This is a genomic window from Brevibacillus porteri (assembly GCF_003013475.1).
Classification (GTDB): domain Bacteria; phylum Bacillota; class Bacilli; order Brevibacillales; family Brevibacillaceae; genus Brevibacillus; species Brevibacillus porteri.
The window spans coordinates 1-26,116 of the sequence record NZ_PXZO01000025.1; the positions used below are offsets into that span (position 1 = coordinate 1).

26 protein-coding genes are annotated in these 26,116 nt (G+C 49.7%); 21 read left to right on the forward strand and 5 right to left on the reverse strand.

The genetic code is table 11. From position 1 onward, the window contains the following. Positions 1 to 105: 105 nt before the first annotated feature. The 7 genes from C7R92_RS13955 (at position 106) to C7R92_RS13985 (ending at position 7,832) form a co-directional block, all read left to right on the forward strand. Positions 106 to 429 carry a PepSY domain-containing protein gene (locus C7R92_RS13955; RefSeq protein ID WP_017252532.1) on the forward strand — a complete coding sequence of 108 codons (324 nt, stop codon included), beginning with the start codon at positions 106 to 108 and terminating at the stop codon, positions 427 to 429. A 190-nt stretch (positions 430 to 619) separates the two neighbouring features. Beyond that, entirely contained in the window at positions 620 to 2,050 is a 1,431-nt protein-coding gene (locus C7R92_RS13960) for a PTS mannitol transporter subunit IIBC (protein ID WP_106834679.1), read from the forward strand. A gap of 63 nt (positions 2,051 to 2,113) precedes the next feature. Next, positions 2,114 to 4,219: a BglG family transcription antiterminator gene (locus C7R92_RS13965; RefSeq protein WP_106834680.1), complete on the forward strand. Its 2,106-nt coding sequence runs from the start codon at positions 2,114 to 2,116 to the stop codon at positions 4,217 to 4,219. Beyond that, positions 4,216 to 4,650 carry a PTS mannitol transporter subunit IIA gene (locus tag C7R92_RS13970; protein WP_069849782.1) on the forward strand — a complete coding sequence of 145 codons (435 nt, stop codon included), beginning with the start codon at positions 4,216 to 4,218 and terminating at the stop codon, positions 4,648 to 4,650. The genes C7R92_RS13965 and C7R92_RS13970 overlap by 4 nt, the downstream gene beginning before the upstream one ends. Before the next feature lie 6 nt (positions 4,651 to 4,656). Beyond that, a complete protein-coding gene (locus C7R92_RS13975; protein ID WP_106834681.1) occupies positions 4,657 to 5,817 on the forward strand; it encodes a mannitol-1-phosphate 5-dehydrogenase in 1,161 nt (386 codons plus the stop codon). A gap of 17 nt (positions 5,818 to 5,834) precedes the next feature. Beyond that, positions 5,835 to 7,556, forward strand: a complete 1,722-nt coding sequence (ptsP, locus tag C7R92_RS13980; protein ID WP_167403209.1) for a phosphoenolpyruvate--protein phosphotransferase — start codon at positions 5,835 to 5,837, stop codon at positions 7,554 to 7,556. A gap of 18 nt (positions 7,557 to 7,574) precedes the next feature. Next, entirely contained in the window at positions 7,575 to 7,832 is a 258-nt protein-coding gene (locus C7R92_RS13985; RefSeq protein ID WP_106834683.1) for an HPr family phosphocarrier protein, read from the forward strand. Between the two features lie 71 nt (positions 7,833 to 7,903). Here C7R92_RS13985 and C7R92_RS13990 read toward each other — a convergent pair whose 3' ends face one another. Then, the gene (locus tag C7R92_RS13990) at positions 7,904 to 9,580 is read right to left on the reverse strand and encodes a sulfatase family protein (RefSeq protein WP_106834684.1); all 1,677 of its coding nucleotides are present in this window, start codon (positions 9,578 to 9,580) and stop codon (positions 7,904 to 7,906) included. A 136-nt stretch (positions 9,581 to 9,716) separates the two neighbouring features. Next, entirely contained in the window at positions 9,717 to 10,784 is a 1,068-nt protein-coding gene (locus tag C7R92_RS13995; protein WP_106834685.1) for a YeiH family protein, read from the reverse strand. A 128-nt stretch (positions 10,785 to 10,912) separates the two neighbouring features. On the opposite strand from C7R92_RS13995, the gene C7R92_RS14000 reads away from it, so the two are divergent. Then, positions 10,913 to 11,809, forward strand: coding sequence for a LysR family transcriptional regulator (locus C7R92_RS14000; RefSeq protein WP_069849774.1), 897 nt, complete (start codon positions 10,913 to 10,915; stop codon positions 11,807 to 11,809). Positions 11,810 to 11,855: 46 nt separating this feature from the next. Here the strand turns inward: C7R92_RS14000 and C7R92_RS14005 are convergent, their stop codons facing one another. The 3 genes from C7R92_RS14005 to C7R92_RS14015 form a co-directional block, all read right to left on the reverse strand. Continuing rightward, positions 11,856 to 13,412 carry a HAMP domain-containing sensor histidine kinase gene (locus C7R92_RS14005; protein ID WP_106834686.1) on the reverse strand — a complete coding sequence of 519 codons (1,557 nt, stop codon included), beginning with the start codon at positions 13,410 to 13,412 and terminating at the stop codon, positions 11,856 to 11,858. Beyond that, positions 13,402 to 14,079, reverse strand: coding sequence for a response regulator transcription factor (locus C7R92_RS14010; protein WP_069849772.1), 678 nt, complete (start codon positions 14,077 to 14,079; stop codon positions 13,402 to 13,404). The genes C7R92_RS14005 and C7R92_RS14010 overlap by 11 nt, the downstream gene beginning before the upstream one ends. Before the next feature lie 205 nt (positions 14,080 to 14,284). Continuing rightward, complete coding sequence (locus C7R92_RS14015) at positions 14,285 to 14,977, reverse strand: hypothetical protein (protein WP_106834687.1); 693 nt, start codon at positions 14,975 to 14,977, stop codon at positions 14,285 to 14,287. A gap of 329 nt (positions 14,978 to 15,306) precedes the next feature. Between C7R92_RS14015 and eutL the strand changes: the two genes are divergently transcribed. The 13 genes from eutL to C7R92_RS14080 all read left to right on the forward strand — a co-directional run bounded on the left by eutL (position 15,307) and on the right by C7R92_RS14080 (position 26,110). Further along, a complete protein-coding gene (eutL, locus tag C7R92_RS14020; RefSeq protein WP_017252519.1) occupies positions 15,307 to 15,957 on the forward strand; it encodes an ethanolamine utilization microcompartment protein EutL in 651 nt (216 codons plus the stop codon). Between the two features lie 35 nt (positions 15,958 to 15,992). Next, complete coding sequence (locus C7R92_RS33150; protein WP_017252518.1) at positions 15,993 to 16,478, forward strand: BMC domain-containing protein; 486 nt, start codon at positions 15,993 to 15,995, stop codon at positions 16,476 to 16,478. Next, positions 16,478 to 17,971, forward strand: a complete 1,494-nt coding sequence (locus tag C7R92_RS14030; RefSeq protein ID WP_106834688.1) for an acetaldehyde dehydrogenase (acetylating) — start codon at positions 16,478 to 16,480, stop codon at positions 17,969 to 17,971. The genes C7R92_RS33150 and C7R92_RS14030 overlap by 1 nt, the downstream gene beginning before the upstream one ends. A 49-nt stretch (positions 17,972 to 18,020) precedes the next feature. Continuing rightward, positions 18,021 to 18,308 carry an ethanolamine utilization microcompartment protein EutM gene (eutM, locus tag C7R92_RS14035; protein ID WP_007720104.1) on the forward strand — a complete coding sequence of 96 codons (288 nt, stop codon included), beginning with the start codon at positions 18,021 to 18,023 and terminating at the stop codon, positions 18,306 to 18,308. Between the two features lie 9 nt (positions 18,309 to 18,317). After that, positions 18,318 to 19,094, forward strand: a complete 777-nt coding sequence (gene pduL, locus C7R92_RS14040) for a phosphate propanoyltransferase (protein WP_041749711.1) — start codon at positions 18,318 to 18,320, stop codon at positions 19,092 to 19,094. 15 nt (positions 19,095 to 19,109) lie between these two features. After that, on the forward strand, positions 19,110 to 19,934 hold the full coding sequence (locus C7R92_RS14045; protein ID WP_106834689.1) for a hypothetical protein: 825 nt from the start codon (positions 19,110 to 19,112) through the stop codon (positions 19,932 to 19,934). Between the two features lie 4 nt (positions 19,935 to 19,938). Next, on the forward strand, positions 19,939 to 20,226 hold the full coding sequence (locus C7R92_RS14050) for a EutN/CcmL family microcompartment protein (protein ID WP_007720099.1): 288 nt from the start codon (positions 19,939 to 19,941) through the stop codon (positions 20,224 to 20,226). 2 nt (positions 20,227 to 20,228) lie between these two features. Further along, positions 20,229 to 20,570, forward strand: a complete 342-nt coding sequence (gene eutS, locus C7R92_RS14055; RefSeq protein WP_007720097.1) for an ethanolamine utilization microcompartment protein EutS — start codon at positions 20,229 to 20,231, stop codon at positions 20,568 to 20,570. After that, positions 20,567 to 21,010, forward strand: coding sequence for a EutP/PduV family microcompartment system protein (locus tag C7R92_RS14060; RefSeq protein WP_106834690.1), 444 nt, complete (start codon positions 20,567 to 20,569; stop codon positions 21,008 to 21,010). The genes eutS and C7R92_RS14060 overlap by 4 nt, the downstream gene beginning before the upstream one ends. Positions 21,011 to 21,103: 93 nt before the next feature. Further along, positions 21,104 to 22,564, forward strand: coding sequence for a sensor histidine kinase (locus tag C7R92_RS14065; protein ID WP_017252513.1), 1,461 nt, complete (start codon positions 21,104 to 21,106; stop codon positions 22,562 to 22,564). Further along, entirely contained in the window at positions 22,530 to 23,126 is a 597-nt protein-coding gene (locus C7R92_RS14070; protein ID WP_017252512.1) for an ANTAR domain-containing response regulator, read from the forward strand. Before C7R92_RS14065 ends, C7R92_RS14070 begins: the two co-directional genes overlap by 35 nt. A 141-nt stretch (positions 23,127 to 23,267) precedes the next feature. Beyond that, positions 23,268 to 24,728: an ethanolamine ammonia-lyase reactivating factor EutA gene (locus tag C7R92_RS14075; protein WP_106834691.1), complete on the forward strand. Its 1,461-nt coding sequence runs from the start codon at positions 23,268 to 23,270 to the stop codon at positions 24,726 to 24,728. A gap of 20 nt (positions 24,729 to 24,748) precedes the next feature. Beyond that, complete coding sequence (locus tag C7R92_RS14080) at positions 24,749 to 26,110, forward strand: ethanolamine ammonia-lyase subunit EutB (RefSeq protein WP_017252510.1); 1,362 nt, start codon at positions 24,749 to 24,751, stop codon at positions 26,108 to 26,110. The last annotated feature ends 6 nt before the right edge of the window (positions 26,111 to 26,116 follow it).

Genomic DNA, 26,116 nt, shown 5'->3' on the forward strand with positions numbered 1-26,116 from the left:
ACTCCCTCCTACTCGATTGTTGACCTGCCTGCGAATATTTAGGGGAATCCGTGACAAACTAGGAGTGTTTTGGCACGAATTTTCGCGCAGGGAGAGAGGGCAAGCATGAGGAAAACAGCCATTGGAAAGTGGGCTGGTATTTGGCTCGCCGTATTGGGTGGGGGAATGTCGGTTCATGCAACTGGACATTCCTTTGACCAAGCGAAGGAAATTTCTGCGATCATCGAGCCAACAGACATTACCAAAGAAGACGCCATACGAATCGCCTTACAGCAAGTAAAAGGGCGAGTTGTCCATGTTGAGTTAGAAAAAGACGAAGGTGTTCTCGCGTATGAAATCATCATTCTCACCGAGCAAAATCAGGTGTTTGAAATCGATGTCGATGTGAAGACCGGAAAAGTGATCAAGGTTGAATCGGAGAATTTGTAAGGAGAAGGCTTCTGCAATTGGGCAGAGGTCTTTTTCCTATGGGCAATTAAGTTTTGGCAACAACGAGTCAGACAAATTCGCGCTTTGATTTTGTTGTTACCTTCTATGAAAACGCTTTATATTTGAGGTGTACCCATTATCATTTCAATCATGTCAACATCTCATAAATAGGGGTAAAGGAGGGTGCAGTATGGAGAGCGTGGAAACAAAAAACGCTTCGGGTGGAGTACGGGTCTCGGTACAAAAGTTTGGACGATTCCTGAGTGCAATGGTTATGCCGAATATCGGTGCTTTCATCGCTTGGGGGTTGATTACCGCTTTATTTATCCCAACAGGTTGGCTGCCTAACGAAAATTTGGCCAAACTGGTTGGACCGATGATTACGTATTTACTGCCACTGCTGATTGGTTATACCGGCGGGAAAATGGTCCATGATGTTCGAGGTGGGGTCGTAGGTGCCGTCGCTACGATGGGGGTTGTCGTAGGCGCAGACATCCCGATGTTCCTCGGAGCCATGATCATGGGTCCTTTGGGCGGCTGGGTCATGAAAAAAGTGGACCAGTTGTTCGAAGGAAAAATTCGTTCCGGCTTTGAAATGTTAGTGAATAACTTTTCCGCGGGTATTGTTGGCGGGTTACTGACACTGTTTGCTTTCCAAGCAATTGGCCCTGTCGTTGCAGGCTTGAGCAAGGCGCTTGCAGCAGGTGTAGAAATCATTGTAGGTGCAGGATTGCTACCGCTTGCCAGCATTTTTATCGAGCCAGCGAAGATCCTGTTCCTGAACAATGCGATTAACCACGGTATTTTGAGCCCGATCGGTCTGGATGAAGCGGCGAAGTTGGGTCAGTCCGTTTTCTTCCTGCTTGAATCCAATCCGGGACCAGGTCTGGGAATATTGTTGGCATACTGGCTTGCTGGCAGAGGCAGTGCCAAGCAATCGGCTCCGGGTGCTGTCATCATTCACTTCTTCGGGGGTATCCACGAAATTTACTTCCCGTACGTGCTGATGAATCCGCGTCTGATTCTCGCGGCCATTGGTGGCGGGATGGCTGGTGTGTTTACCTTCACGCTGCTCGGCGCAGGATTGGTGGCGCCACCGTCTCCAGGTAGTATTTTCGCCTTGATTGCAATGGCACCGCGTGGTGGATTGCTACCGGTACTGGCTGGTGTGTTGGCGGCGACTGTCGTGTCCTTCCTCATCGCATCTGCTCTCTTGAAAATGAGCGCGAAGACAGACGAGGATGAACTGGAAAAAGCGACAGAAAAAATGCAAGAGATGAAAGGCAAAAAAGCGCAGGAACAAGAAGTGGTAGAAGCTCCAGTGAAGCATGAGGTAGCTGCTGCTGACGTGAAGAAAGTTGTCTTCTCTTGCGATGCGGGAATGGGCTCCAGTGCGATGGGAGCGGCGTCCTTGCGTAAAAAGTTCAAGGATGCGGGCCTGACCGAGATTACGGTCATCAATACGGCGATCAACGACATTCCAAGCGACGCTGATATCGTTATTACGCACAAGTCTTTAACAGAGAGAGCGCAGGTCAAAGCGCCTTCTGCGGAGCATATCTCTATTGAAAATTTCTTGAATAGTCCCGAGTATGACAAGTTGGTCAAACGCCTGGGGTAAAGGGAATCAACGCTAGTGAGAGCTAGCGTCTTCCCTCTTTGGCGTTAAGGAGGGAACGAAGACATGCATGTATCCTCTCGACAGCGATCTATTATCGAGATTTTATTGAAGGAACAAAAAGGAGTTACCGTGGGTTCGATCGCCGAACAGGTTGGTGTAAGCGGTCGTACCGTTCACCGAGAATTGGATGCACTGACTTCCTTGTTTGACGAATTTGAACTGGAGCTGGTCAGAAAAACAGGTTCAGGTCTTGAAGTGGTGGGGACTGACGAGCAAAAGCGTGCACTCAGAATGTCTGTCCTGCATCACATGACGAAGGAATTCACCGCGCAGGAACGAAAGGCAATCATCCTGTGCGCACTCCTGGAGGCATCGGAGCCAGTCAAACTGATTTCGCTGGCGATCGATTTGAAAGTGACAACAGCAACCATCAGCCATGATCTGGATGATTTGGAGACGATGCTCGCTCGATACGATCTGTCACTCTTGCGAAAACGAGGGTATGGCGTGGAGTTGCAAGGTACAGAGTCGTCCAAGCGGCGGGCGATCAGCAGACTGATTGCCGAGCATCTGGACGATCACGAGCTGATTGGGATTATCAAAGAAAATATTCAAAACAAGTCACTGCGAGACATCGACTCGATTTCGGAACGGCTGCTCGGTTTGATTGACCGGGAAAAGCTGATCAAGGTCGAGAATGCATTGAGCCATCTGGACGAGGAGCTTCCCTATCCTTTGGCAGACAGCGCCTATCTCGGATTGGTCACACATTTGGCATTGGCCATGGAACGGATTGAAAAAGGGGAAGGCATTCATTTTGACGAGAATACCCTCAGTGAATTGATTGGAACACCCGAGTACGAAATAGCCAGCAACATCATGGAGCGGCTAAAGCAGATTTTCCAAATGGAGATCCCAGCAGATGAGATCGGCTATATTACGATGCATTTGCGGGGTGCCAAGCTGCGGCATTCCCCGGATGACCAAGTATGGCCAGAAAATACAGAGCTCATGGTCATTACGAAACGCTTCATTCAAGCCTGTGAAGAACGCTTGGACATTCCGCTTGGCAATGAGGCTTCGCTGTTCCATGGTCTGCTGACGCATTTGGAGCCAGCGTTATACCGATTACAGCGGAAGATGGAGATTCGCAATCCGATTCTCGAGCAGATCAAGCAAAACTATCCAGAGCTGTTTGCCGTAACAAGTGAAGCGGTCCATACGATTTTGCCAGAGCTACAGGTTCCAGAGGAAGAGATCGGGTACCTGGTGATGCATCTTGGTGCAGCATTGGAGAGAACGCGCCATGAGCAGCAGTGGTACCGGGCATTGGTAGTATGCTCCAGCGGGATCGGCTCCTCCAAGATTTTGGCAACGCGTATTAAAAAAGAAATACCGGAGATCGTCAGCTTGAAAAACCTGTCCATGTTCGATCTGGAAGAGGTTCCGGCAACGGATTATGACTTGGTCATTTCCACCCTTCCCTTGCCGCTCGATCCAGCGGAATATGTCGTGGTCAGCCCGCTGCTTCCGCCAGACGATATCCAAAAAATTAAATATCAATTGCACACGACGAGTCAGAAACGATCCCATCAGGAGAAAAGTCAGCTGGTTCCCGCAGGACAGCAGTCCATCGAACAACTAAGGGCCATGCAATACTACGCTGCGTATGCCAATGAGCTTTACGATGGGCTATGGGGAATGAGATGGGATAATCGTGCTCAGGACATCGCCCAGCTTTTGGGACAAATCAGCATGAGGCTGAAAGAACGTGGAACGATCGAGGAGGTCGAACCGGTAGTCAAGCAGCTGATCGAGCGGGAAAAGCTCGGCGGTTTGGGGATTCCGGGAACATCCTTGGCCCTTTTCCACGGAAGAAATGAAGCGGTGAACAAGCCGTCTTTTACGTTTCATCAATTACGAGAGCCTATCCTTCTTCGCTCGATGGATGAAGAAGTGATATCCATTGACACGCTTCTACTCTTGTTAGGGCCGAAAGAAGTGCCGAAGGAAGGGCTGGAAGTACTCAGTGAGATCAGCTCCCTTTTGATTGAAGAAGACATGCAAGCGGTTTTGAAAACAGGAGAAACACAGCAAATTGCTGATTATATAGCAGGCAAAATGTATGCATTTTGCCTTAAAAAGATAGGATTGGAGAGAACAAAATGAAAAACATACTGACAGCAGAAAAAATCATGTTGAATGCAAAGGTAGCCAATAAAGAAGAAGCGATCAGACTGGCAGGAGAATTGCTTGTGCGTGCAGGTCATGTAACGGAGGCGTATCTAGAGAAAATGCAAGAGCGCGAGCAGTTGGCGACCACCTACATCGGAAGCGGCGTAGCCATCCCGCATGGAACCAACGAATCCAAGGCAGAGATTCAATCTACCGGGATCTCCATCGTTCAGGTTCCTGGGGGCGTAGATTTTGGAGAGGGCAACACAGCTTATTTGCTGGTGGGCATTGCTGCCGTTGGAGACGAGCATCTGGAGGTGCTCTCGAACATCGCGATTCTTTGCTCCGAGGAGGAAAACGTCAAGCGGATTGTAAACGCGGCTTCGGCGCAAGAAATCATCACGATGTTCTCCGAGGAGGTGTAATTTCCTATGCTAGCTGTACATTTTGGAGCAGGTAACATTGGGCGAGGCTTTATCGGACAACTTTTGCAAAAGGCTGGCTATGAAATTGCGTTTGTGGATGTCAATGCGGCTTTGGTCGATGAGCTGAATGAGCGAAAAATGTATCGTGTGCAACTAGCAACAACAGGAAAACCGGAGTCGGTCGTGGAAGGAGTTCGAGCGATAAATGGTCAGGATGTAGCGGCGGTAGCTGAAGCGATCGCAACTGCCGATTTGGTTACGACGGCAGTGGGTCCCAACATTCTTCCGCATATTGCAGGGGCCATCGCAGCCGGCATTACCCGGAGACTTTCTGTTCATGCGAAGCCACTCAATGTGATTGCATGTGAAAACATGATTGGCGGCAGCGAGATGCTGAAGGAGCATGTGTATGAGCATCTGACGGAATCGGTTCAAGCCGAGGCAGCACAATGGATCGGATTCCCCAATGCAGCGGTAGACCGGATCGTTCCTTTGCAGCAGCATGATGACAAGCTGCTGGTTATGGTTGAAACGTTTTTCGAATGGGTGGTAGATTCGTCGCAGATGGTTGGAGAAATCCCTTCCATAGAGGGCGTTACCTATGTGGAGGATCTTGCGCCGTACATCGAAAGAAAGCTGTTTACCGTCAACACAGGTCATGCGGTCATCGCGTACCTAGGGTATCAGCTGGGGATGAAAACGATTGATGAAGCGATGCGAGACGACCGGATTGTTCAGGCGACACGCGGGGCTCTCCAGGAGACAGGTGCACTGCTTTCTGCCAAGTACGGATTTGACCCACAAGTGCATGGGCAGTATGTAGAAAAAATTCTCGGCAGATACACCAACCCGCTGTTGTCTGACGATATTGTCAGGGTGGCACGTTCGCCGATCCGCAAGCTGTCGCAGCATGATCGTTTAGTCGGCCCAGCGCTGCAATGCATGGAAAAAGGAATGAACCCAGAGCATTTGGGTCTGGCGATTGCAGCGGCACTGGCATTCGATTATCCCGAGGATGCGGAGTCCGCACGGATACAAGCAAGCCTGAAAGAGTTTGGATGGGAAAATACATTACACAATTGTACCGGCATTCCGGCAGGTCATCCTCTTGAGGAGATCGTGCGCGAACAGGCACGCAGATTGAAGGAATGGTCAGGTAGCCATTGAGAGAGGCTGGTGTTACGATGTCCCAAAAGATCACAGGTGTAAAAGCTTCAGCAGGTATAGCCATTGGTAAGGCGTTTTTACTGACAACGCCCGATTTACAGATTAATACCGTAGCGATTGAAGATTCGGAGAGTGAAATCCAACGCTTTCAAGAGGCATTGGCTCGAGCGAAAAATGATTTGGAGGACATCGTTCTGCGAGTGGAGCGGGAGATGGGCACGGATCATGCAGACATTTTCAAAGCTCACCTGCTCGTCTTGGAAGACCCGGAACTGGTCGATACCGTCAAAGATAAAATCTCAAACGAAAAGACAAACGCTGAAAGTGCCTTGAATGATATCGCACAAGCATTCATCGTACTTTTCGAGCAAATGGACAACGAATACATGCGGGAGAGAGCAGCAGATATTCGTGACGTGACTAAGCGTGTACTTTCTTACTTGCTCGGGGTACCGTTTGCTGGACTCGGTGAGCTGACAGAGGAAGTGATCATTGTAGCGGATGATTTGACGCCTTCCGATACGGCCCAATTAGATCGTCGCTATGTCAAAGGCTTCGTTACGGACATTGGTGGACGAACCTCGCATTCTGCGATTATGGCACGTTCTCTGGAGATTCCTGCTGTTGTCGGAACACAAGGGATTACTCGTGCGGTTCAGCCCGCGACACTCGTCATTCTCGATGGGCATGAAGGGATCGCGATTATTGACCCGAGTGAAGAAGAGATCGCTGTCTACAAACGCAAGCAAGCTGATTACGAAGCGCAAAAAGCCGAACTGGCGAAGCTTGTGAACGATAAAACGGTCACGTTGGACAATCATCATGTCGAGCTTGCCGCCAATATCGGAAGTCCTGAAGATGTCGCTGGGGCTATTGCCAATGGTGCTGAAGGTGTCGGGCTGTTCCGCACGGAGTTTCTGTACATGGGACGCAATGATTTTCCGACGGAAGAGGAGCAATACGTTGCGTACAAGCATGTGCTGGAGCATATGGGCGACCGTCCGGTGGTTATTCGTACATTGGACATTGGCGGGGACAAGCATCTCTCTTACTTGGCTTTGCCAGAAGAAATGAATCCGTTTCTTGGACATCGCGCCATCCGGCTGTGTCTCGACAACCAAGAACTGTTTCGTACACAGCTACGTGCACTATTGCGCGCAAGTGTACACGGCAATTTGAAAATCATGTTTCCGATGATTGCGACACTGGAGGAGTTCCGCCAGGCGAAAGCGATTTTGGAAGAAGAGAAAAAATCTTTGGTGAATCGCGGAATTGTAGTATCCGATCAGTACGAAGTGGGTATCATGATTGAGATCCCTGCTGCGGCACTGATGGCCGATCAATTTGCACGCGAAGTTGACTTTTTCAGCATTGGAACTAATGATTTAATTCAATACACAATGGCAGCCGACCGTATGAACGAGAAGGTCGCTTATCTTTACCAGCCTTATCACCCTGCCGTTTTGCGCTTGCTGCACAACGTCATTAAAGCAGGGCACGCGCAGAACAAATGGGTCGGCATGTGCGGGGAGATGGCGGGCGATCCAATCGCGATCCCGATTCTGTTGGGACTAGGTCTGGATGAATTTAGTATGAGTGCAGGGAGCATTTTGCCTGCGCGCCAACAGCTGAGTCGTTTGCGCGTAGAGGACGCAGCGAAACAGATTGATACGATTTTGCAAATGAGCACTTCTGCGCAAGTAGAGGCGTTCGTGAAGGAATGGCTGGAGAGAGTATAGCAAAGGAGGCATATCAGAATGGTAGAGAAAAAAATAGTGGTTCAATTGGCGCAAGGCCTGCATGCACGTCCTGCTGCGAACTTTGTGAAGGTGGCCACGACATTTTCAAGTGAAATTAAAATCATCAAAAATGAGAAAAATGTAAATGGCAAGAGCATCATGGGTATTATGGCAGCAGCGATTGGAAAAGGGGAAGAAATTACCCTGATTACGGATGGTGCCGATGAACAAGAAGCGATGACAGCATTGGAAAAAGCATTGACCGAACAGGAATAGTGAAGAGAAGAGAAGAGAAATGATGAAAAGCCCCTCAAATTCGAGGGGTTTTTTTGTTGTTCCGGAAAAGTTCACGTAGACAGAAAGTGTGCGAAAGGGTGAGAAAAGGGTGTCAATCGCTTTTGGGCTCGTTGTTCTTCTAAAAGCAGCTCCATTTTCAGGCGGATGCGCTCTGAGTGTGTGGTTTTGTAGAGGGGGATTACCAAATTCCTTGTTTCCAAAGGATCGTTCGTGAGATTGTACAATTCGTAATCAATCATGGTGGGGTTGTATACATCCTCGGCGAAATAGCGGGAGTATTTCCATAAAGCGCTGTGCCCGGCAGAATGCATGTAGGAGAGGACGGTTTCTATCCGATTCGGAGGAATGACAGAGTCATAGGGCTGGTGTTGCACGCTCACTTGATGCTGTCCTTTTGTTACATCGTCGTCCGTCATAAAGTAGATCGGTTCAGTGGAGATAGATTCCGTATCGTGAGACAAGATGATGGGAGTAAGATCACGACCGACAAGAGGTCGTACCTCGCTATGCGTGAAGGTCAGTTCCTCACCAAGCCTGTCTGTGTCTACTCCAGCCATACCGAGCAGTGTCGGAAGAATATCCACATGACTGGTTAACAGCTCTGTTGAGGTTGCGTGTGGGAAAAGGAGTGGGTTGTGGATAATGAGGGGAATGTGAATCGCCTCTTCATAGGCACAGTACCATTTTTGATGCAGCTTGCCATGAGCCCCCAACAATTCGCCGTGATCGGATGTGAACACGACTAGTGTTTCGGGATAAAACGAGCTTGCGACGAGTGCTTCAAGAACACGCATGACTTCCCGATCGGCGTTTTTCTGGAGCTGATAGTACAGTCTTCGATAATGGGTTTGGTCCGAAATGGGCTGGAACGCTTGTGGATATACCTCCCGATAACTCGCTTGGCAGCGCGGTTTTGTCGCAAGGGATTCGTGCTGAGTAGGGGGCGGGGCAACAGCGGGAACGGACTTATCCACATGGAAGCGAAAAAACGGTGTGCCCGCAGAGATATCCCCATAGATGGCGATATCATGTGGATTGACGAAAGACGCCACGATCAGCCAAGGATGGTAGCTTTCAACGGAGTTCTTCTCCTGGTCTAATGCATGGAGCAGCTCGATGACTTCACTGCTGTACACCACATCACGACCGTTTACGCCGATGGCTGCGGACGAACCGGAGTTATGAGGCGCTATCCCATGTGGTTCAGGCCCTATCCAACTGGAGAAGCCATAGCCTTCTAGCCGATCAGCAAGTAAGTATAAGCGCTCTTTATCCGGATCGGGAACTCCCGTTACAGGAATATAGCTGGGGATGGGAAAATGGGTACCCGGTACCCAAATGTCAGCATCGGATATATGCCACTTGCCTTTATAGAAACACCGATAGCCCGCTTGACGAAAAAAATTTCCCATCGTCGGAACGGTATTGCGATCGAGCCAGAACATGTCGCTGTCGGGAGATCGTTTAGCCACGCCGCTGGTCTGGGTGACGCCGTGCAAAGAGGGGTACTGACCGGTGAACAAGGTGGCTCTGCTTGGGCAACAGCCTGTGGAGCCGACGTAATGACGCTCGAACTCCAACCCATGCTCTCGCAAAAAAGCATGAGCATGGAGTGTATCCTCACTCCATGCACGTATCGCAGGCCCTTCATAAACAGGGGGAAATCGTTCCTGATCCACAATGATAAATAAGATGTTCGGCCGTCTCCTCAACCATTTTCTCGACATATAGATCCCCCTCGGCAAAGATGTACACATCTTTATCAACATATGGGGATAATCTTTGTCCTTATCCACAAAAAAACTCGCCGATCATCAAGAAATCGGCGAATTCGAACCCGCATGTCTGGTTATCCACAATTTTTTATACCAATGCAAAGGAGAGCACCGACAAAAGAATCGAGGTAATACTCATAGCAATCAGTGGGCGCGCCGCTTTTGTTCGAAGGGCCCGCAGATCGACATTGAGGCCAAGCCCGACCATCGCCATGGTGAGCACAAAGGTTGTAACATTGGCGACGCCATTATGGAACGATTCTGAGACAGGAATCGTTGTACCGAGAACGTAGCTTCCAAAAACACTCATGGCGAGGAAGCCGATCAGGAACCAAGGGAATTCGATCTTGGTACCACTTTGTAACTTCCCGGAACGTTTCATCCAAACCATCAGGATAAAACAGAGTGGGACCAACAGAAGCACACGTCCCAATTTTGCCAGCAGTGCAATCGCTAGCCCATCTTGACCCGCCGGTGCAGCAGCCAATGCGACATGCGCAATCTCATGCAGACTAATTCCAGACCACATGCCGTATTCGACCGCGGACAGGGGAAGGATTGGACGCAAGATCGTGTAGGAAATAGCAAATAAGGTTCCGACGAGTGCGATCATTCCTACCCCAATGGCGGTATCTTCATCCTTGGCAGCAACGATAGGGGAGACGGCTGCTATTGCCGCTGCTCCACAGACGCCTGTACCGACTCCGAGCATGAGGGAGAGGGAAGTATCTGCTTTCAGCCACTTGGCTATCAGCATCGTAACCGCGATGGCAAAAATAATAACACCAGCGTCATAGACGAGAAGCCCGAGGCCTTGATTCAAGACGACGTCGATATTGAGCTTAAGACCGTACAAAATAATAGCCAGACGCAGTAAGCGTTTGGCGGAAAATTGAATCCCTGATCGCAATGCTTCCGGATATCCACGAAAATGCCGGTATGCGACCGCGATCAGGATCGAACAGGCGAGGGGGCCAACTTGTTGAAAGCCAGGTATTTTTGCTAAGCCGTAGCCTGTCAGGGCGATGAAAAAAGTAAAAGCGATTCCAGCTATCCACAGCGAGAAGGATGCAGGGTTGCTTTCGTTGTTTTTTGCGGGCTGTACACTGGCATTGCTTTCATTCAATGGCACGCTGCTTTTAATTGGAGTTGCCATTGCCATCACTCCTCGAAAAGTTTTACAAACTCAGCATACGGCAACTGTTATAATAAGAAAAATAAATCATTGCGATGATCATCATAAGTGAAATGAATGGTTAGTAGTGGAAAGGAGAGTGGAGGCAGTTGGATCAGCATTTGCTTGTGTTCGTGACCGTTGCAGACAGACAGAACTTTTCCCGAGCCGCAGAAGAGCTCCATATGACGCAGCCTGCCGTTAGTCAGTATATTCATGCGCTCGAGCGCACGATAGGGACAAAGCTCCTGGAGCGAAGCAACAAATATGTTCGTTTGAATAAAGCGGGGGAGATTGTCTATCATCACGCTCGGGAGATCTTGGGCCTGTACACGCGAATGCAGAGCCTCGTGGATGATTTGATGAATACACCAAGCGGGCATTTGACGATTGGCGCCAGCTACACATACGGAGAGTATGTGCTACCTCATGTCATTGCACGTCTTCGTCAGTATTACCCAATGATTACCCCGACGATTACGATTCACAATTCCACAGTCATTGCTGAGCTGGTGGCGAAGCGACAACTCGACGTCGGGATTGTTGAGGGGGAGTATGTGGACGAAAAAATGTGCGTAGAGCCGTTTGCTGATGATCGTATGTATTTGATTGCTTCGCCAGAGCATCGATTGGCCGGGCAGACAGAGGTCAGCATTGACGAACTAATGAAGGAAACGTGGATTGTGCGGGAAGAAGGGTCAGGCACGAGGGAAGCGGCTGAAAAAATGTTTCGCCAGCTGCAATTCACACCGCAAAAGCGAATGGAGTTCGGCAGTACACAGGTAATCAAGGAATCAGTGGAGGCTGGCCTGGGAATCAGCTTACTGTCTTATTGGGCCATCCGCAAAGAACGCAAGCTCGGCACGCTCTGTACATTGAAAGTGACGGGGACACCGGTTACCCGTGATTTTTCGCTCGTCACGAAATCCGACGAGTTTCATACCAAAGCATTGGACATTTTCATGGATCTTATCCGCACGCATGTGCCGGAGGGTGCCCATACGTAAAAGAGGAAGCGGCACGAGCGGTACGTGCTGCTTCCTCTTTTTCATTTCAAGCGGACGAGTCTGGATGGGCGAGTGTAAGACGAAAGGTTGTTCCTTCTGGAGAAGTCTGAACCAATTCGACATTTCCATCGTGTGCCTTTGCCAATAGGCGGGAGATCGTCAAGCCCAGCCCCAGGCCTTGCTTCTTTTTGCGTTTGCTATCCCCACGATAGTACCGTTCGAAAATGAAAGGAACCTCTGACTCAGGAATTCCTTTTCCATTGTCAGTTACATCGATGAAGAGGAAGCTGCTTTGGTTGTGAACGTCGATCTTGATTTGCGTTGCATTTGCGGCAGCGCTGTTCCCCAATAAATTGAGCAAAATTTGTTTGACATGTGATTCGTCGCCGATCCATACGATTTCTTGTCCAGTCGGGTTAACTGTCACAGATACGCTGGCAAATGAGGGCAAGGTTTGCACCTGTGCGACTATCTGATCCAACGTACTGTCGATCTGAATGGACTGCTTCTCGACGAAAACTTCACCTGCTTCCATGGAGGAGAAATCGAGCAGGTCATTGACCATTGTCTGGAGTCGCTTGGCTTCGTCCATGCTGATTTGCATGAATTCATCCGCATCTGCACCTTTTACGACGCCGTCTTTCACTGCTTGAATCATTCCGCGGATCGAAGTAACAGGGGTACGCAGCTCATGGGAAACACCAGCCAAAAGGTCGGTGCGCATCCGTTCTAGTTGTCCAAGCCGTTTCGCCATTTCGTCAAAGGAATAAACCAGCTGACTGATTTCTGCTTCTTTGATTTTGGAGGAATTGGGCAAGGAAGGCGTATAATTCCCGCTGGATATTTGTTCTGCCGCTATTGCCAACTGCCGTAGGGGCTGTGTTAACGAGCGAGAAAGTACATAGACGATGGCCCAACCGCACAAAGTGATGATTCCGATAGAAACCATGATCGTGATATAAGTGTGAACCAAATCATTGTTAAGGGGGGTACTGACGTAATAGGTGCCTGCGACTGTATTGTGTTCATAGTAAGGGACACCCACACGCAGCCAGGTAGCTCCCTTTGTGGCAACGACCTCCCGTATTTCTTTAGTTTTGTCCACAGGTTGGGCAGGGGTAGGTAACTGCGCAATGGTAGCGGTCGTCGTCTGACTCACCATTTCCTTCTTAAACGTCTTGCCCGCATCATCGTAAATCTGTACCACGTGATCGATTGGAACAGTCGGCATGACTCGAAATGCGATCATGGCGGTATTGGCTGCGGGTGTTGCGGTGTCAGGAATAGCCGGAGACGCAGGGCCAGCCACAGCAGTGACAGCCTGACTGGAGATACCAACTGTTGTTTGTGCCAAATCAGCTATCTTTACAGAAGAAGTCGAGGTGCTCTTGGCAAGCAACACCTTGGTATACGAATCAGCGAGCAACTCTGTTCTTGCTTCCAATACTTCAAACTGTTGTTCTGTAGCTGCTTTGTTAATCCAATAGATGCCAAAAAAGCCGATACCAAAAAGAATGACGGATAATATCAAGGCATAGCGCCACGTCCAGTAACGCAAGAGCGGCACAGCAGTTCTAGTAGAAGTAGATGGTTTAGTAAACACGCAGGCTATACCCCATTCCTCTGATTGTGCTGATTTCCCCTTCGGAAGTCGGCCACGGCAGCAAGCTTTTGCGCAAGCGCTTCACTGCGGTATCCACAGAGCGATCGCCTCCTTCAAAATCCATTCCCCACACCTGATCCAGCAACTGATCTCGGCTGAAGCATTGGTTCGGATGTCGCGCCAGGAAAACGAGCAGCTGCCAATCCCGTGGCATCAAGGCAAGGGGTGTTTTCCCGATCAAGGCATTTTGGGCAGTAACATCTATGGAAAGTGTCCCGAGTCTGATCGTATCTGCTTCGGCGATATAAGAGGAACGGCGGAGCACAGCTTGTACACGGGCGAGCACTTCTTCTGGATCAAATGGCTTGGCGATGTAATCATCTGCACCTTGTGCCAGCCCTTGGAGCTTGTCTGGCACGGTACCGCGCGCCGTGATGATAATGACAGGGCAACTACCGTTTTGGCGAATCTGATCGAGTATATTCAAGCCGTCATGATCGGGCAGCATCAGGTCAAGCAGGACAAGATCTGGTTTCCAGGAGAAAAAAGTCGGGATTGCCTCGTGATCACCCTCATTCCATTTTACCTCATAGCCCGCCCGTTCCAGGTAGACCTGGACAAGTCGGGCAATCGGCATTTCATCCTCGATGAGTAGAATTCGTTTCACGAAGAAACACCTCCTATCTATCTCAAGTCAATTTGTACTTATCATAGCAATGATAGACATCATTTTGAGTGACATCATTTGTAAAAAATGTTCTTGTTCAGTTGTTTAGCATAATGGAGTTATGTGTCCGTTAAATGGCGAAGGGCATAACTAAACCTCTGGCAGTTTCCCGTCAGAGGTTTTTGAGTGTCTTGAAAGGCAACGTTTATTTTTTGATGGCAGGTACTGAGATTGTTGTACCTTTTGTGATCTTGCCTTCTTTTTCGAACTGTTTGATCAACTCTTCCACGGAGATGCCCTTTTCTTTTGCCATTTGCTCCAAGCTGATTGCAGGGTGAGTAAAGGAAGCTGCTTTACCAGTGGCGATCGTGCCTTCTTTTTCAAGCTGCTTGAGCAATTTTTCCACAGAGATGCCTTTTTCTTTCGCTACTTCTTCCAGATTGATAGTTGTCATGGAAACATTCGTTGCCAGCTTGCCTTCTTCTTTAAGCTGCTCGATCAACTCTTCTACGGAGATACCCTTTTCTTTCGCCATTTCTTCCAGATTCATAGCAGGGGCAAGAGTGATGAATGCTCCGCCGTCCTTGTTTTCAGGATCGAGAGCAATGACTGCGAGACCTGAATTGGTGCCGTCTGGGTTGCTGGAAGCTGTTGCTTTCGTCAGTTTTCCTTCTTTTTCAAGCTGCTTGATCAACTCTTCCACAGTGATGCCCTTTTCCTTTGCCATTTGCTCCAGGTTAAAAATCGGTTTTTGAAGAGCATCTGTACCATCTTTGGTCACCATTTTCAGTGGAGCAGAAGAACCAGTCGTTTTCGCTGGTTCATTTGCCGCAAACGCGGAACCTGCCATTGCGGATACTGCCAAAGCCATTACTGTCATTGCCATTTTCTTTTTCATTGTAAAATTCCTCCTTGGGGGTCTTTAGATTGTGGTGAGCCTTGCTTGCGGGCTTGCCCGTCTCGGCTACAACACAAATGTAACGTGGGTGTGTGTCCGTAATATGACCGGAATATGGAAAAGTGACGGAATGCCGAAAACGCTTGCATTTTTCTGTGCCTTGTTCTACATTAGAGACAGGTAAAAGACCACATAAATAGCGTGTAATCTTCTACCCACAAGTGAATAATCAAAAGGCAAAGGTGCCCTTGAACACGGCTTATTTTTTCGTGTTTAGGCACCTTTTTTTACTTTTGATCAGGGATGTTGTCTTGAAAGGAGTGACACGCATGGAAAAACCAATTCGAGCGACGCCGCTTGCGATCCGACTGATTCCCAATGTCGATCCACAATTTGCGGAGAAGCTGAACCTGCCTTCTCATATCCGAAGTCTGGGGCTATTGACCTCTACGATTGACGATGTGGGGTATACGGCCATTGATGAAGCGACCAAAAAGGCAGCGGTAGAAGTTGTGTATGCCAAGTCGTTTTATGCAGGCTCAGGCCATGCGTCTGGACCGTTGTCCGGCGAGTTCATCGGGATGATCGGAGGCGCGACGCCATCGGAGGTGCAGAGCGGACTGGATGCAGCCGTTGCATTTATGGAAAGCGGAGCATGCTTTTACTCTTTGAATGATGAAGGGACGCATGCGTATTACGCCCATGTTGTGTCGCGGACGGGCAGCTACTTGTCTCAAACCGCCGGAATCCGCGAAGGTGAGCCGCTTGCTTACTTGATCGCTCCGCCGCTGGAGGCCATGTATGGTATTGATGCCGCCCTCAAGGCTGCAGATGTACAAATGGTTCAATTTTTTGGTCCACCGACAGAAACGAACTTTGGGGGAGCGCTACTCACTGGCAGCCAGTCGGCATGCACGGCAGCCGCCGATGCTTTTGCCGAGGCCGTAAGAAGTGTCGCCCAACAGCCTGTCAAACGATAATAGGGATTTTCTCTCTTGAAGGGGAGGTAATGTAAATGCGCGCTACAACATATTCACTCGGCATGATCGAGACGCTGGGCTTGCCTGCTCTCATCGCTGCCGCAGACGCTGCTGCTAAGGCGGCAGACGTCAAAGTCGTCTCTTATGAAGGAGCGGACGCAGGAATCGTCACTGTATACGTGATCGGGGATGTATCTTCGGTTATGGCGGCAGTAGATGCTGGCGCTGACGCTGCGAGACGTGTCGGAAGATTGCTGCACTCGCACGTGATTCCACGTCCTGACGAAAATATTCCAAAAATGATTAAAAACCTGCTGAAACCGGAAGTAAAAGAAGAGGGTAAGGCAGAGCCGGCTAAAGCGCCAGTGTCAGGATTGCAAGATCAGTCCATCAATGACCTGCGCAAAATGGCGCGTTCGTATGCGGACTTCCCGCTGACAACGAACGAAATCAACATGGCGAAGAAAGAAGATCTCATTCGTCTGTTGGAAGAGAAACAAGGCGGAGGTGACAAAGCCTAATGACACTCGACGCTGATCTGTATTCCATACAGGAAGTGCGTACCTACCTCGCACAAGCGAAGGAAGCACAGGCCAAATTCGCTACCTACAGCCAAGAGCAAGTTGACCGGATCATCGAAGCTATGTCCAAAGTGGGCGTAGAAAATGCTGATCGACTGGCAGCAATGGCTGTAGAGGAAACAGGCTTTGGTAACGTCGCTGACAAGCGGATGAAAAACCTGTTTGCTGCACAAGATGTGTACGCATCTGTAAAAGATGTAAAAACGGTTGGCATCATCCGTAAGGACGAGGAGAACAAGGTGTGGGAAGTGGCGCAGCCATTTGGTATCGTAGCAGGGGTTGTACCTTCCACGAATCCGACGTCCACGGTTATTTATAAATCGATGGTCTCCCTCAAGGCGAGAAATGCGATTGTATTCAGCCCGCATCCGTCGGCAGCCAAATGCACGCTGGAAGCAGCGCGACTGATGGCACAGGCGGCAGTAGCGGCTGGAGCACCAGAAGGGTTGATCCATTGCGTTACGAAGCCTACTCTTCCTGGGACAAATGAGCTGATGAAGCACAAGCTGACCAATCTGATTCTCGCGACTGGCGGAACTCCGATGGTACGCGCAGCATACAGCTCCGGTAAGCCGGCATACGGTGTTGGACCTGGTAACGTACCCGTTTACATCCACCACACTGCTGACTTTGCTGCTGCTGCCAGACGCATCGTGCAGAGCAAGACGTTTGACTATGGTACAATCTGCGCTTCTGAGCAAGCATTGGTAGTGGAGGAATCCACCAAACACCAATTGATTGCAGCCTTGAAGCGTGAAGGCGCCTACTTCCTGAACGAGCAAGAAAAGGAAAAGGTAGCTGCCATCGTCACGATAAACGGCTCGTTGAACGCGAAAATCGTTGGCCGCTCTCCACATGTGATCGCTCAAATGGCGGGTATTACCATCCCTGCTGATACGCGTGTCCTGGTTGCGGAGGAGAACAATGTAGGCAAAGCTTATCCGATGTCCGTTGAAAAACTGGCACCGATCCTTGCCCTCTACACGGTTCAAGGCGACAGCGAAGCGTTTGCTCGTTGCCGCGAATTGTTGGAACATGGTGGTCTTGGACATACAGCGGGTATTCACGCCCAGGATGACAATGTCATTGCAGCGTATGGTCAAGCAATGCCAGCATCCAGAATTCCGGTAAATACGGGTACGACCTTCGGAGGAATTGGTGCAACGACTGGCGTACAACCAGCGTTCACGCTTGGATGCGGTTCTTTAGGGGGCAACATCACTTCCGATAACATCGGTGCGAAGCATATGTTCAACATCAAGCGTGTTGCGTTTGGCATCAAAGAAATGCCGCAATCAACGCCAGTAGCAGCAGCTCCTGCGACACAAGCGGAAGAAGCTGTCCTACAGGCTGTCTCTTCCATGAATGTCGGTTTGAGCCGCGATGAGATCAAAAACATCATCAAATCGGTGTTAACAGAAATGACGACTTAGAGTCGTAAAACACTAAAATTTTGGAGATATAATTAAGGAGGAAATGAAAATGGCTGGAGAAATGTCCGCATTGGGAATGGTAGAAACAAAAGGTTTGGTAGGAGCAGTAGAAGCTGCTGACGCAATGGTAAAAGCAGCTAACGTAAAACTGATTGGTAAAGTACACGTAGGTGGCGGTCTCGTGACTGTTATGGTACGTGGTGACGTAGGTGCAGTAAAAGCTTCCACTGACGCAGGCGCCGCTGCTGCTGAAAAAGTAGGAGAGCTCGTATCTATTCACGTAATTCCACGCCCTCATGGAGACATTGAACTGATCCTGCCTAAACTCGAAGGATAATAATTCCCTATGGCAGTGATTACAGAAGCATCCTTGAGAGCCATGCATAAGTCAGGTATTCCAAACCCCTTTCTCGTTGAGAAAGGGGATAAAATAACACCAGCAGCGGCAGATTTCTTGAAAGGAAGAGGGATTCAAGTGAAACAAGTTGATCAGAACCAGCAGCCTTCCACCAATCAAGCTGCCGAGGCAGTGCGAGAAATTCCTTTGGGCGTATCTAACCGTCACATTCATTTGTCGCAAGCAGATGTCGAGAAGCTTTTCGGAGCCGGACATCAATTGACGCCAATGCGTGATTTGTCGCAACCGGGCCAGTTTGCTTGCCAAGAAACAGTCACCATCGTGGGACCAAAAGGCAGCATCCACGGGGTTCGCGTTTTGGGACCAGCTCGTGGCGCGACACAAGTGGAAATTTCCCGGACAGACGGCTTTGCAGTAGGTGTTCAAGCACCTGTGCGTATGTCTGGAGATATTGAAGGAACACCAGGTATGGTACTCGTTACGGCAAAAGGGACAGTCGTGATGGACAAAGGCGTAATCGTAGCGAAGAGCCACGTTCATATGTCTCCTGCAGATGCCGAGCAATATCAAGTGAAGGATGGCGATACGCTGATCCTGGCGACGCAAAGCGATCGTCCAATCATCTATCCAGATGTAGTCGTTCGTGTGCATCCGCAATTCGCACTTGATTTCCACGTTGATACGGATGAAGGTAATGCCGCTAATTTGAAAACGGGAGACCGGGTAAAAGTGATCGGCAAGAACGGGCAATTTTACTCCGGCTAACGGAGGTAGAGCTTGATGGACATCAGAGAAATGGTGGCGTCGATTACGAAAGAAATTTTGCAATCGATGAATACAGAAAAGAAAAGCGATGCGCCTCGTGTCCTGTACGTCTTTTGTGACAGCCAGGCTCATGAGGCTTATCAGGATCATTTTATCCAACTGAAAAACCACGGGATCTGCCATGACATTCTCTTCCTGGATGGAGAAACCTCCTCTTGGCTTGGCATGCACAAGATCGAATGTGGGGGAGCAGGCAGAATCCTTACAGCAGATGAGTACGCTCCTGCCCCGTTGGAAGTGCCGAAAGATTATGTCGGTATCGTGATTCCTGAAATCGATTTGGATAATGCAGCGAGAATTGCTTCCGGTCTAAAAGGAACAATTAAAGCGGAAATCGTCTTTTCCGCGTTGGTAACAGGTAAATTCGTCATTGCTGGTTCCGATGTGCCAGGGATCAAGCGCGCAGACCGTCGTACCCTGCAAACCTTGACACTGACACCTGCTTATGAAAAGCTGTTCAACCGTCACGTTGAGAGCATGAAAGAGCTGGGTGTGGAGTTTGCGGAGCAACGCCGTCTGGCTGATCGCGTGGTTTCCAAGCTGAAGTCTCAGCTACAAAAAGTCGAGACTACTGGCAAGACAGAACAACCGACATTGACTCCTTTGGATGAGCAAGAAGCCGTCTTTTCCGGGAAGCTGTTGACAGCGGATTGGATCAGATCGCAGCCTGAGCTTCGCGATACGACTTTGATCGTGAAAAAAGGTGCAATTGTTTCTCCGCTTGCTTATGACAGCATGAGAGAACGCGGCATTACGGTCAGCTATTTAGGAAAAGGGTGATCGCATGTTTTTGGGAAAAGTGATCGGCAGCGTCTGGGCCACGCAAAAAGAAGCAGGTATGGAAAATCTCAAGCTCATGGTGGTTCAGCCGATTGATTGGCGTGGCGAAGAAGGCGGACAAACCGTTATCGCAGCGGACAGGATCGGTGCGGGAATCGGGGAGCAGGTTATCGTCTCTCGTGGGACGCCTGCCCGAATCCTTTTCTCCGGCACCAGTGTGCCGATCGATGCGATCATCGTAGGCATCGTGGATTCGTTTGAGGTGCCGGGTGCCGCAGGAAGAGAGGAATAGGAATGGAACAGGAACGTTCACGAGTCATCCAGGAATTCGTACCAGGGAAACAGGTCACGTTGGCTCATGTAATCGCAAACCCTGACCCAATGCTCTATACCAAGCTAGGTATCAATGAGGCCGGTGCCATCGGCATTTTGACTTTGACGCCTACCGAAACAGCCATTATTGCCGCGGATATTGCGACAAAGGCTGCTGGCGTCGAGCTTGGGTTTCTCGATCGTTTTACAGGTTCGCTGATTGTCGTAGGGGATGTATCCGCTGTTGAGATGGCAGTCGAAGCGGTCAATCAGGTACTGAGCGAAAAACTGCGGTTTACACCGGCATTGGTGACGAAATCATGACCGGCCGTGTAATGATTATCGGTGCAATCGAAGCAGGAAAGTCTTCTCTGGTGCGGGCGCTGTTCAATGACGAACAGCCTGCCCGGAAGACACAAGCGCTCGAATATCGGGACTGGGCAATTGACACTCCGGGTGAGTACAGTGAAAACCCGATGTTTTACCGCACGCTTATGGCTACCTCTCTTGAGGCGAAAATCATTGTGATGGTGCAGGATGCTACGCGGGAGCGCAATTATTTCCCTCCTGGCTTTTCACAAGGGTTTCCACAATCGTGTATCGGGGTTATTACCAAAATGGATCATCCTGATGCAAATGTGGAGAGGGCTGAACAATTTCTGCGTCAATCGCTCGGCAATGCGAAAATTTTCCGGACCTCCTCGCTCACGAGTGAGGGAGTGCCAGAATTGCGAGCGTATTTGCAACAAATGGTAAACGATTAAGTGTGATTAACCAGTATTACACCCCTTTCCGCCGTAGCGTGTCTGTGAGAAAATGAAGTCATATCAACTCCTAGCAGGTGAAAAGAGGTTCACATGCAATCAATACGAGAAGTGTGCAAAGCGTCCACGACGTTGAGTGATGACGACATTCGGATTGTGGAGGATCTGGCTTCCAAGCTTCAGATTTTTGCTGATCTGTCTCAAGCGGACATGTTTATCGATTGTCCGACGGTAGATCGGAGCGCTGCGATGGTAGTCGCACAAGCTGCACCGAGTACGGCACGCTCTATGTACAGTGGATCGGTCGTAGGGCATTTGGCGACGGCGATTAATGAGCCGGCCGTTATGTATTGTCTGACTACAGGCAAGCCCGTCATCGGTTCACGTGGGGTTTCACAGGAGCAAGTCGTGATGCGACAAAGTGTCGTACCCATCACGAATGCGGCTGGAAAAACAATCGGGACCTTGATAACTGAACAAGATATATCCAAACAGGTGGAACAGGAAAAGAACGTCGAAATGCTCAAGGAAACAACGGAGCAGTTAAGTGAGACGCTCATCCAGTTCGCTGTGCCTGATCTGCCCATTTCGTCGCTTTTGCACGAGGGCATGATTTTGTTTGATCAGAGTGGGGTTATCACGTACGCCAATGGCCGTGCCCACAAGCTGCTCTCCTTGATTGGCTTTGAACGGCCGGAAAAGGGAGAGAGCATTGAACGTATTTTTTCCTGGAGAGTTTCCCCGGAGAATTTTGTACGCAACGGGGGTTATATTCAGGAGGAGCTGTCAAAAGGCAAACATTTTATCATGATGAAAGCGGTTTCGTCCGTCCGCAAACAAGACATCATTGGGGGATTCATTCTCCTGCGAGACATATCGGACATTCGGGAAAAAGAAAAGCAATTAATGATCAAATCCGCGGTGATCAAAGAGATTCACCACCGGGTCAAAAACAATTTGCAAACCATCTCTAGCCTACTGCGCCTGCAAATGCGGCGTTCGCAGTCCAACGAGATTGAAAAGGTATACAGGGAAAGCATCAATCGCATCAACAGCATCGCCATTATTCACGAATACTTGGCACAGGATGGTCTGGAGCAGATTGACTTCAAAGAGATTTTAACCAAAATATCGAAAATAATCGTCTCTTCGATGAGACGTTCCGAGCAAGCTATACACGTCGTGGTGACGGGCGAATCGGTATATCTACCGTCCAACAAAGCAACATCGTTTGCCTTGATCGTCACCGAGCTGATTCAAAATTGCATGATTCATGGTTTTCATGACCTGCACGAAGGGAAAATCTCTATTGCACTGGTTGCCAAGGAAGACTTCGTTAGTCTGTCTGTGACAGATGACGGAGTAGGCATCGAGGACATGGAGCAAATCCACAAAAAGGGCCATCTCGGCCTGAAAATTGTCGATACGCTGGTCAGGGAAGACCTCGAAGGCACGATGCATTTCCGCAACACTGGGAACGGAACAGAGGTAACCATCCTCTATCCGATCCAAAAGGAGGATGAAGATGACACAGCCGAAGATTATGGTGGTTGATGACGAGCCGATTATTCGCATGGATTTGCGCGAGATGCTCGAAAATGAAGGGTATTTAGTGGTTGCCGAGGCGAAAAACGGAGAAGAGGCAGTCGAACAGGCCCATCGTCACAAGCCCGATCTGATCATCATGGATGTGAAAATGCCTGTCTTGAATGGAATCAAGGCAAGCAGTATCATTCGTTCCTTTTCAGACAGTTCCATTCTTCTTTTGACGGCTTATAGCCAAAAGGAACTCGTCCAGGATGCCAGAAAAGCGGGTGTGACGGCTTACTTGGTGAAGCCGGTGTCGGAGGATGACTTGATTCCCGCAGTAGAAATCGCACTCAGTCAAAAGGAAAAAGTCGTTTCACTGAAGAAGGATATCAATGATCTGAAGCAAAAGATCGAGGATCGCAAAGCAGTGGAAAAAGCAAAAGGAAAGCTGATGAGTGCCCTATCCTTGGAAGAGGATGCGGCTTACAAATGGATGCAGCAAGTAAGCATGCAACGGCGCATGCCGCTTGTGAAGCTGGCAGAAGAGATTTTGTCGGGCGAGCAGGCCATTTCCACACAAGGCTAGTACTGACGTTATCATAAAAAGCAGTGACAAGTAGATACGAAGAGAGCAAAGGCGCTTGAATCAGACCGGGAGCAAGGAACCGGCTGTTCAAGCGTTTTTTCGTAAGCCCGTCTGACACGCCAATGGTTCAAGGAGGTTCATATGGACGAACAATGGATCCAAAGCGTCGGGATCGATGTGGGAACAAGCACAACCAAAATGATCGTAAGCCGATTGCGATTGGGTCGCATGTCCAGCACGTTTTCGCTGCCGCGTTATCAGATCGTGGAGCGACAATTGCTGTATGCGAGTGAAGTACATTCCACACCGCTCATCGGATTTGATGAAATCGACGCTGACGGAATCGGATCGATTCTTGCAGCCGAGTACAACAAGGCACAAATCAGCTTGTCTCAAATCAAGTCCGGAGCGGTCATCATTACCGGAGAAACAGCCAGCAAAAAGAACGCACAGCATATCGTTCATCTGCTGGCTGAACGCTCCGGGGATTTCGTGGTAGCGACAGCAGGTGCTGACCTCGAAGGCGTGCTGGCGGGCAAGGGCGCTGGAGCAGAAAAACGCTCGCAAGCCATACAAGGTGTGATCGTCAATGTCGATATTGGCGGAGGAACAGCGAATGCAGCCTACTTCCAACGTGGTCGAGCGATTGCGACGGTTACGTTCCACGTCGGAGGAAGACTGATCCGTCTCAGTCCGCAAGGTGTCGTTCAATATGTGTCGCCGAACATTCAACAATGGCTGTCGGCAAAAGGATTGCGTATTCAAGTCGGACAGGAAATCGGATTCGCGCAGCTCACAGAGGTTGCCGAACAGTTGGGACGCAGCATGCTCGATTATTTGACGGGGAAAGAGCGCCAAGTATCAGGCTTGCTCGTCTTGGGGCCGCATCTGCGCGATTCCATCCCTGTTGCTGAATTGACTGTCTCAGGCGGTGTAGGCCTGCTCATGAGCGGACCTCCCGTCCAAAATGTTTCGGATGCAAGCCGATATGGCGATTTTGGCCCGCTGCTCGGATATGTACTCCAGCAGGAGCGCGAAAAAGGAACGTATCCGGTACAGTGGCTAGACCCAGATCAGACAGTACGGGCAACGGTAATTGGCGCGGGGATGCAAAGTACGGAGATTAGCGGTTCAACCGTGCATATCAAGCCGGAGCTGTTGCCGATTAAAAATATTCCGATTCTCAAGCTAGAGCTTACCGAGGAACAATTGGCAGATGCCACACGACTGCGACAGGAAGTGGCTTCGATCTACCAACTGGGTGAGCGCCTGTTTGAAAAAACGACAGGGATTCCTTTCGCACTCGCGATCTCCGGCATCGGGTATTGCTCGTACGCTCTGCTACAGACGCTGTCCCAGGAGCTGTCGGAGCAATACCGGGCAAGTTTTCCCGAGAGTCAAACCATGGTCGTGATCTGTGAAACAGATATGGCGAAAGCGCTCGGGCAGGCCTTGGCGCTGCGTTGCAAAGGGGCACCGGAAATCATTTGCATCGATCAGGTGCGTGTGGAATACGGCGATTACATCGATCTCGGTGAGCCGATCTCGGGAACGATCATTCCCGTCGTCGTCAAAACACTCGCGTTTGATGAAAGGCCGTAACGTAAGAAGGGGTGGACGTGATGAACACGAAAACGACTGTGCTTGGACAGACCTATCAATTTCGCGATTTGAAAGAAGTTTTCGCGAAGGCTAATGAAGATAAATCAGGCGACCAGCTGGCTGGTCTCGCCGCTGCTGATTCCCGGGAACGTGTAGCTGCCAAGCAAGTTTTGGCTGATCTGACGCTGGCGGATATCCGCAACAATCCAATGGTTCCGGCAGAAGAAGACGAAGTATCCCGTGTGATCGAAGAAGGCATCAACGAAAAAATTTACAGCGAAATCAAAAACTGGAGTGTAGCAGAACTCCGCGAGTACATTTTGAGCCATCAAGCAGGCGATAATGAACTCAAGCGCATCAGCCGCGGCTTGTCCAGTGAGATGATTGCAGCGACTGCTAAGCTCATGAGCAACCTGGACTTGATTACGGCTGCGTCCAAGATTAAAGTTGTGACGCATGCCAACACTGTAATCGGTCAAAAGGGCGTATTGGCTTCTCGTGTACAGCCGAACCATCCATCCGATAACGTACAAGGCATCAAGGCGTCTCTGTACGAAGGATTGAGCTACGGAATTGGCGATGCGGTTATCGGGATCAACCCGGTTATCGATACAGCGGACAGCGTCAAGGATATTTTGAACATGACCAAAGACGTGATGACCAAGTTCGATATCCCGACCCAAAACTGCGTATTGGCTCACGTATCTACGCAAATGCGTGCCATCCGTAATGGGGCACCAGCAGACTTGATTTTTCAAAGTTTGGCGGGTAGTGAAAAAGGAAACAATGCATTTGGTATTGATGTAGCGCTGTTGGATGAAGCAGACGAGCTGATGCGCAAAGAAGGTACTTCCTATGGACCGAACTTCTGGTACTTCGAGACAGGCCAAGGCTCTGAGTTGTCTTCCGAGGCGCATCACGGCATGGACCAGGTAACGATGGAAGCGCGCTGCTACGGTTTGGCTCGCAAATACAATCCATTTATCGTGAATACGGTAGTTGGATTTATCGGACCTGAGTATTTGTACGACAGCCGTCAAGTAATCCGCGCAGGCTTGGAAGACCATTACATGGGCAAAATGCACGGTTTGCCAATGGGCTGTGACGTATGCTACACGAACCACATGAAGGTCGATCAGAACGATATGGACAATCTCGGTATCTTGCTCTCGTCGGCAGGAGTTAACTTCGTCATCGGGGTAGCTATGGCTGACGATGTCATGCTCAACTATCAATCGACGAGCTTCCATGATATTGCCGCGTTCCGCGAAGTGATGGGACTGCGCCCGGCACCTGATTTTGAAAAATGGCTGGAGAAAATGGGCATCATGGAAAACGGTAGGCTGACTGCAAAAGCAGGCGATCCGACAATCTTCATGTAAGATCAG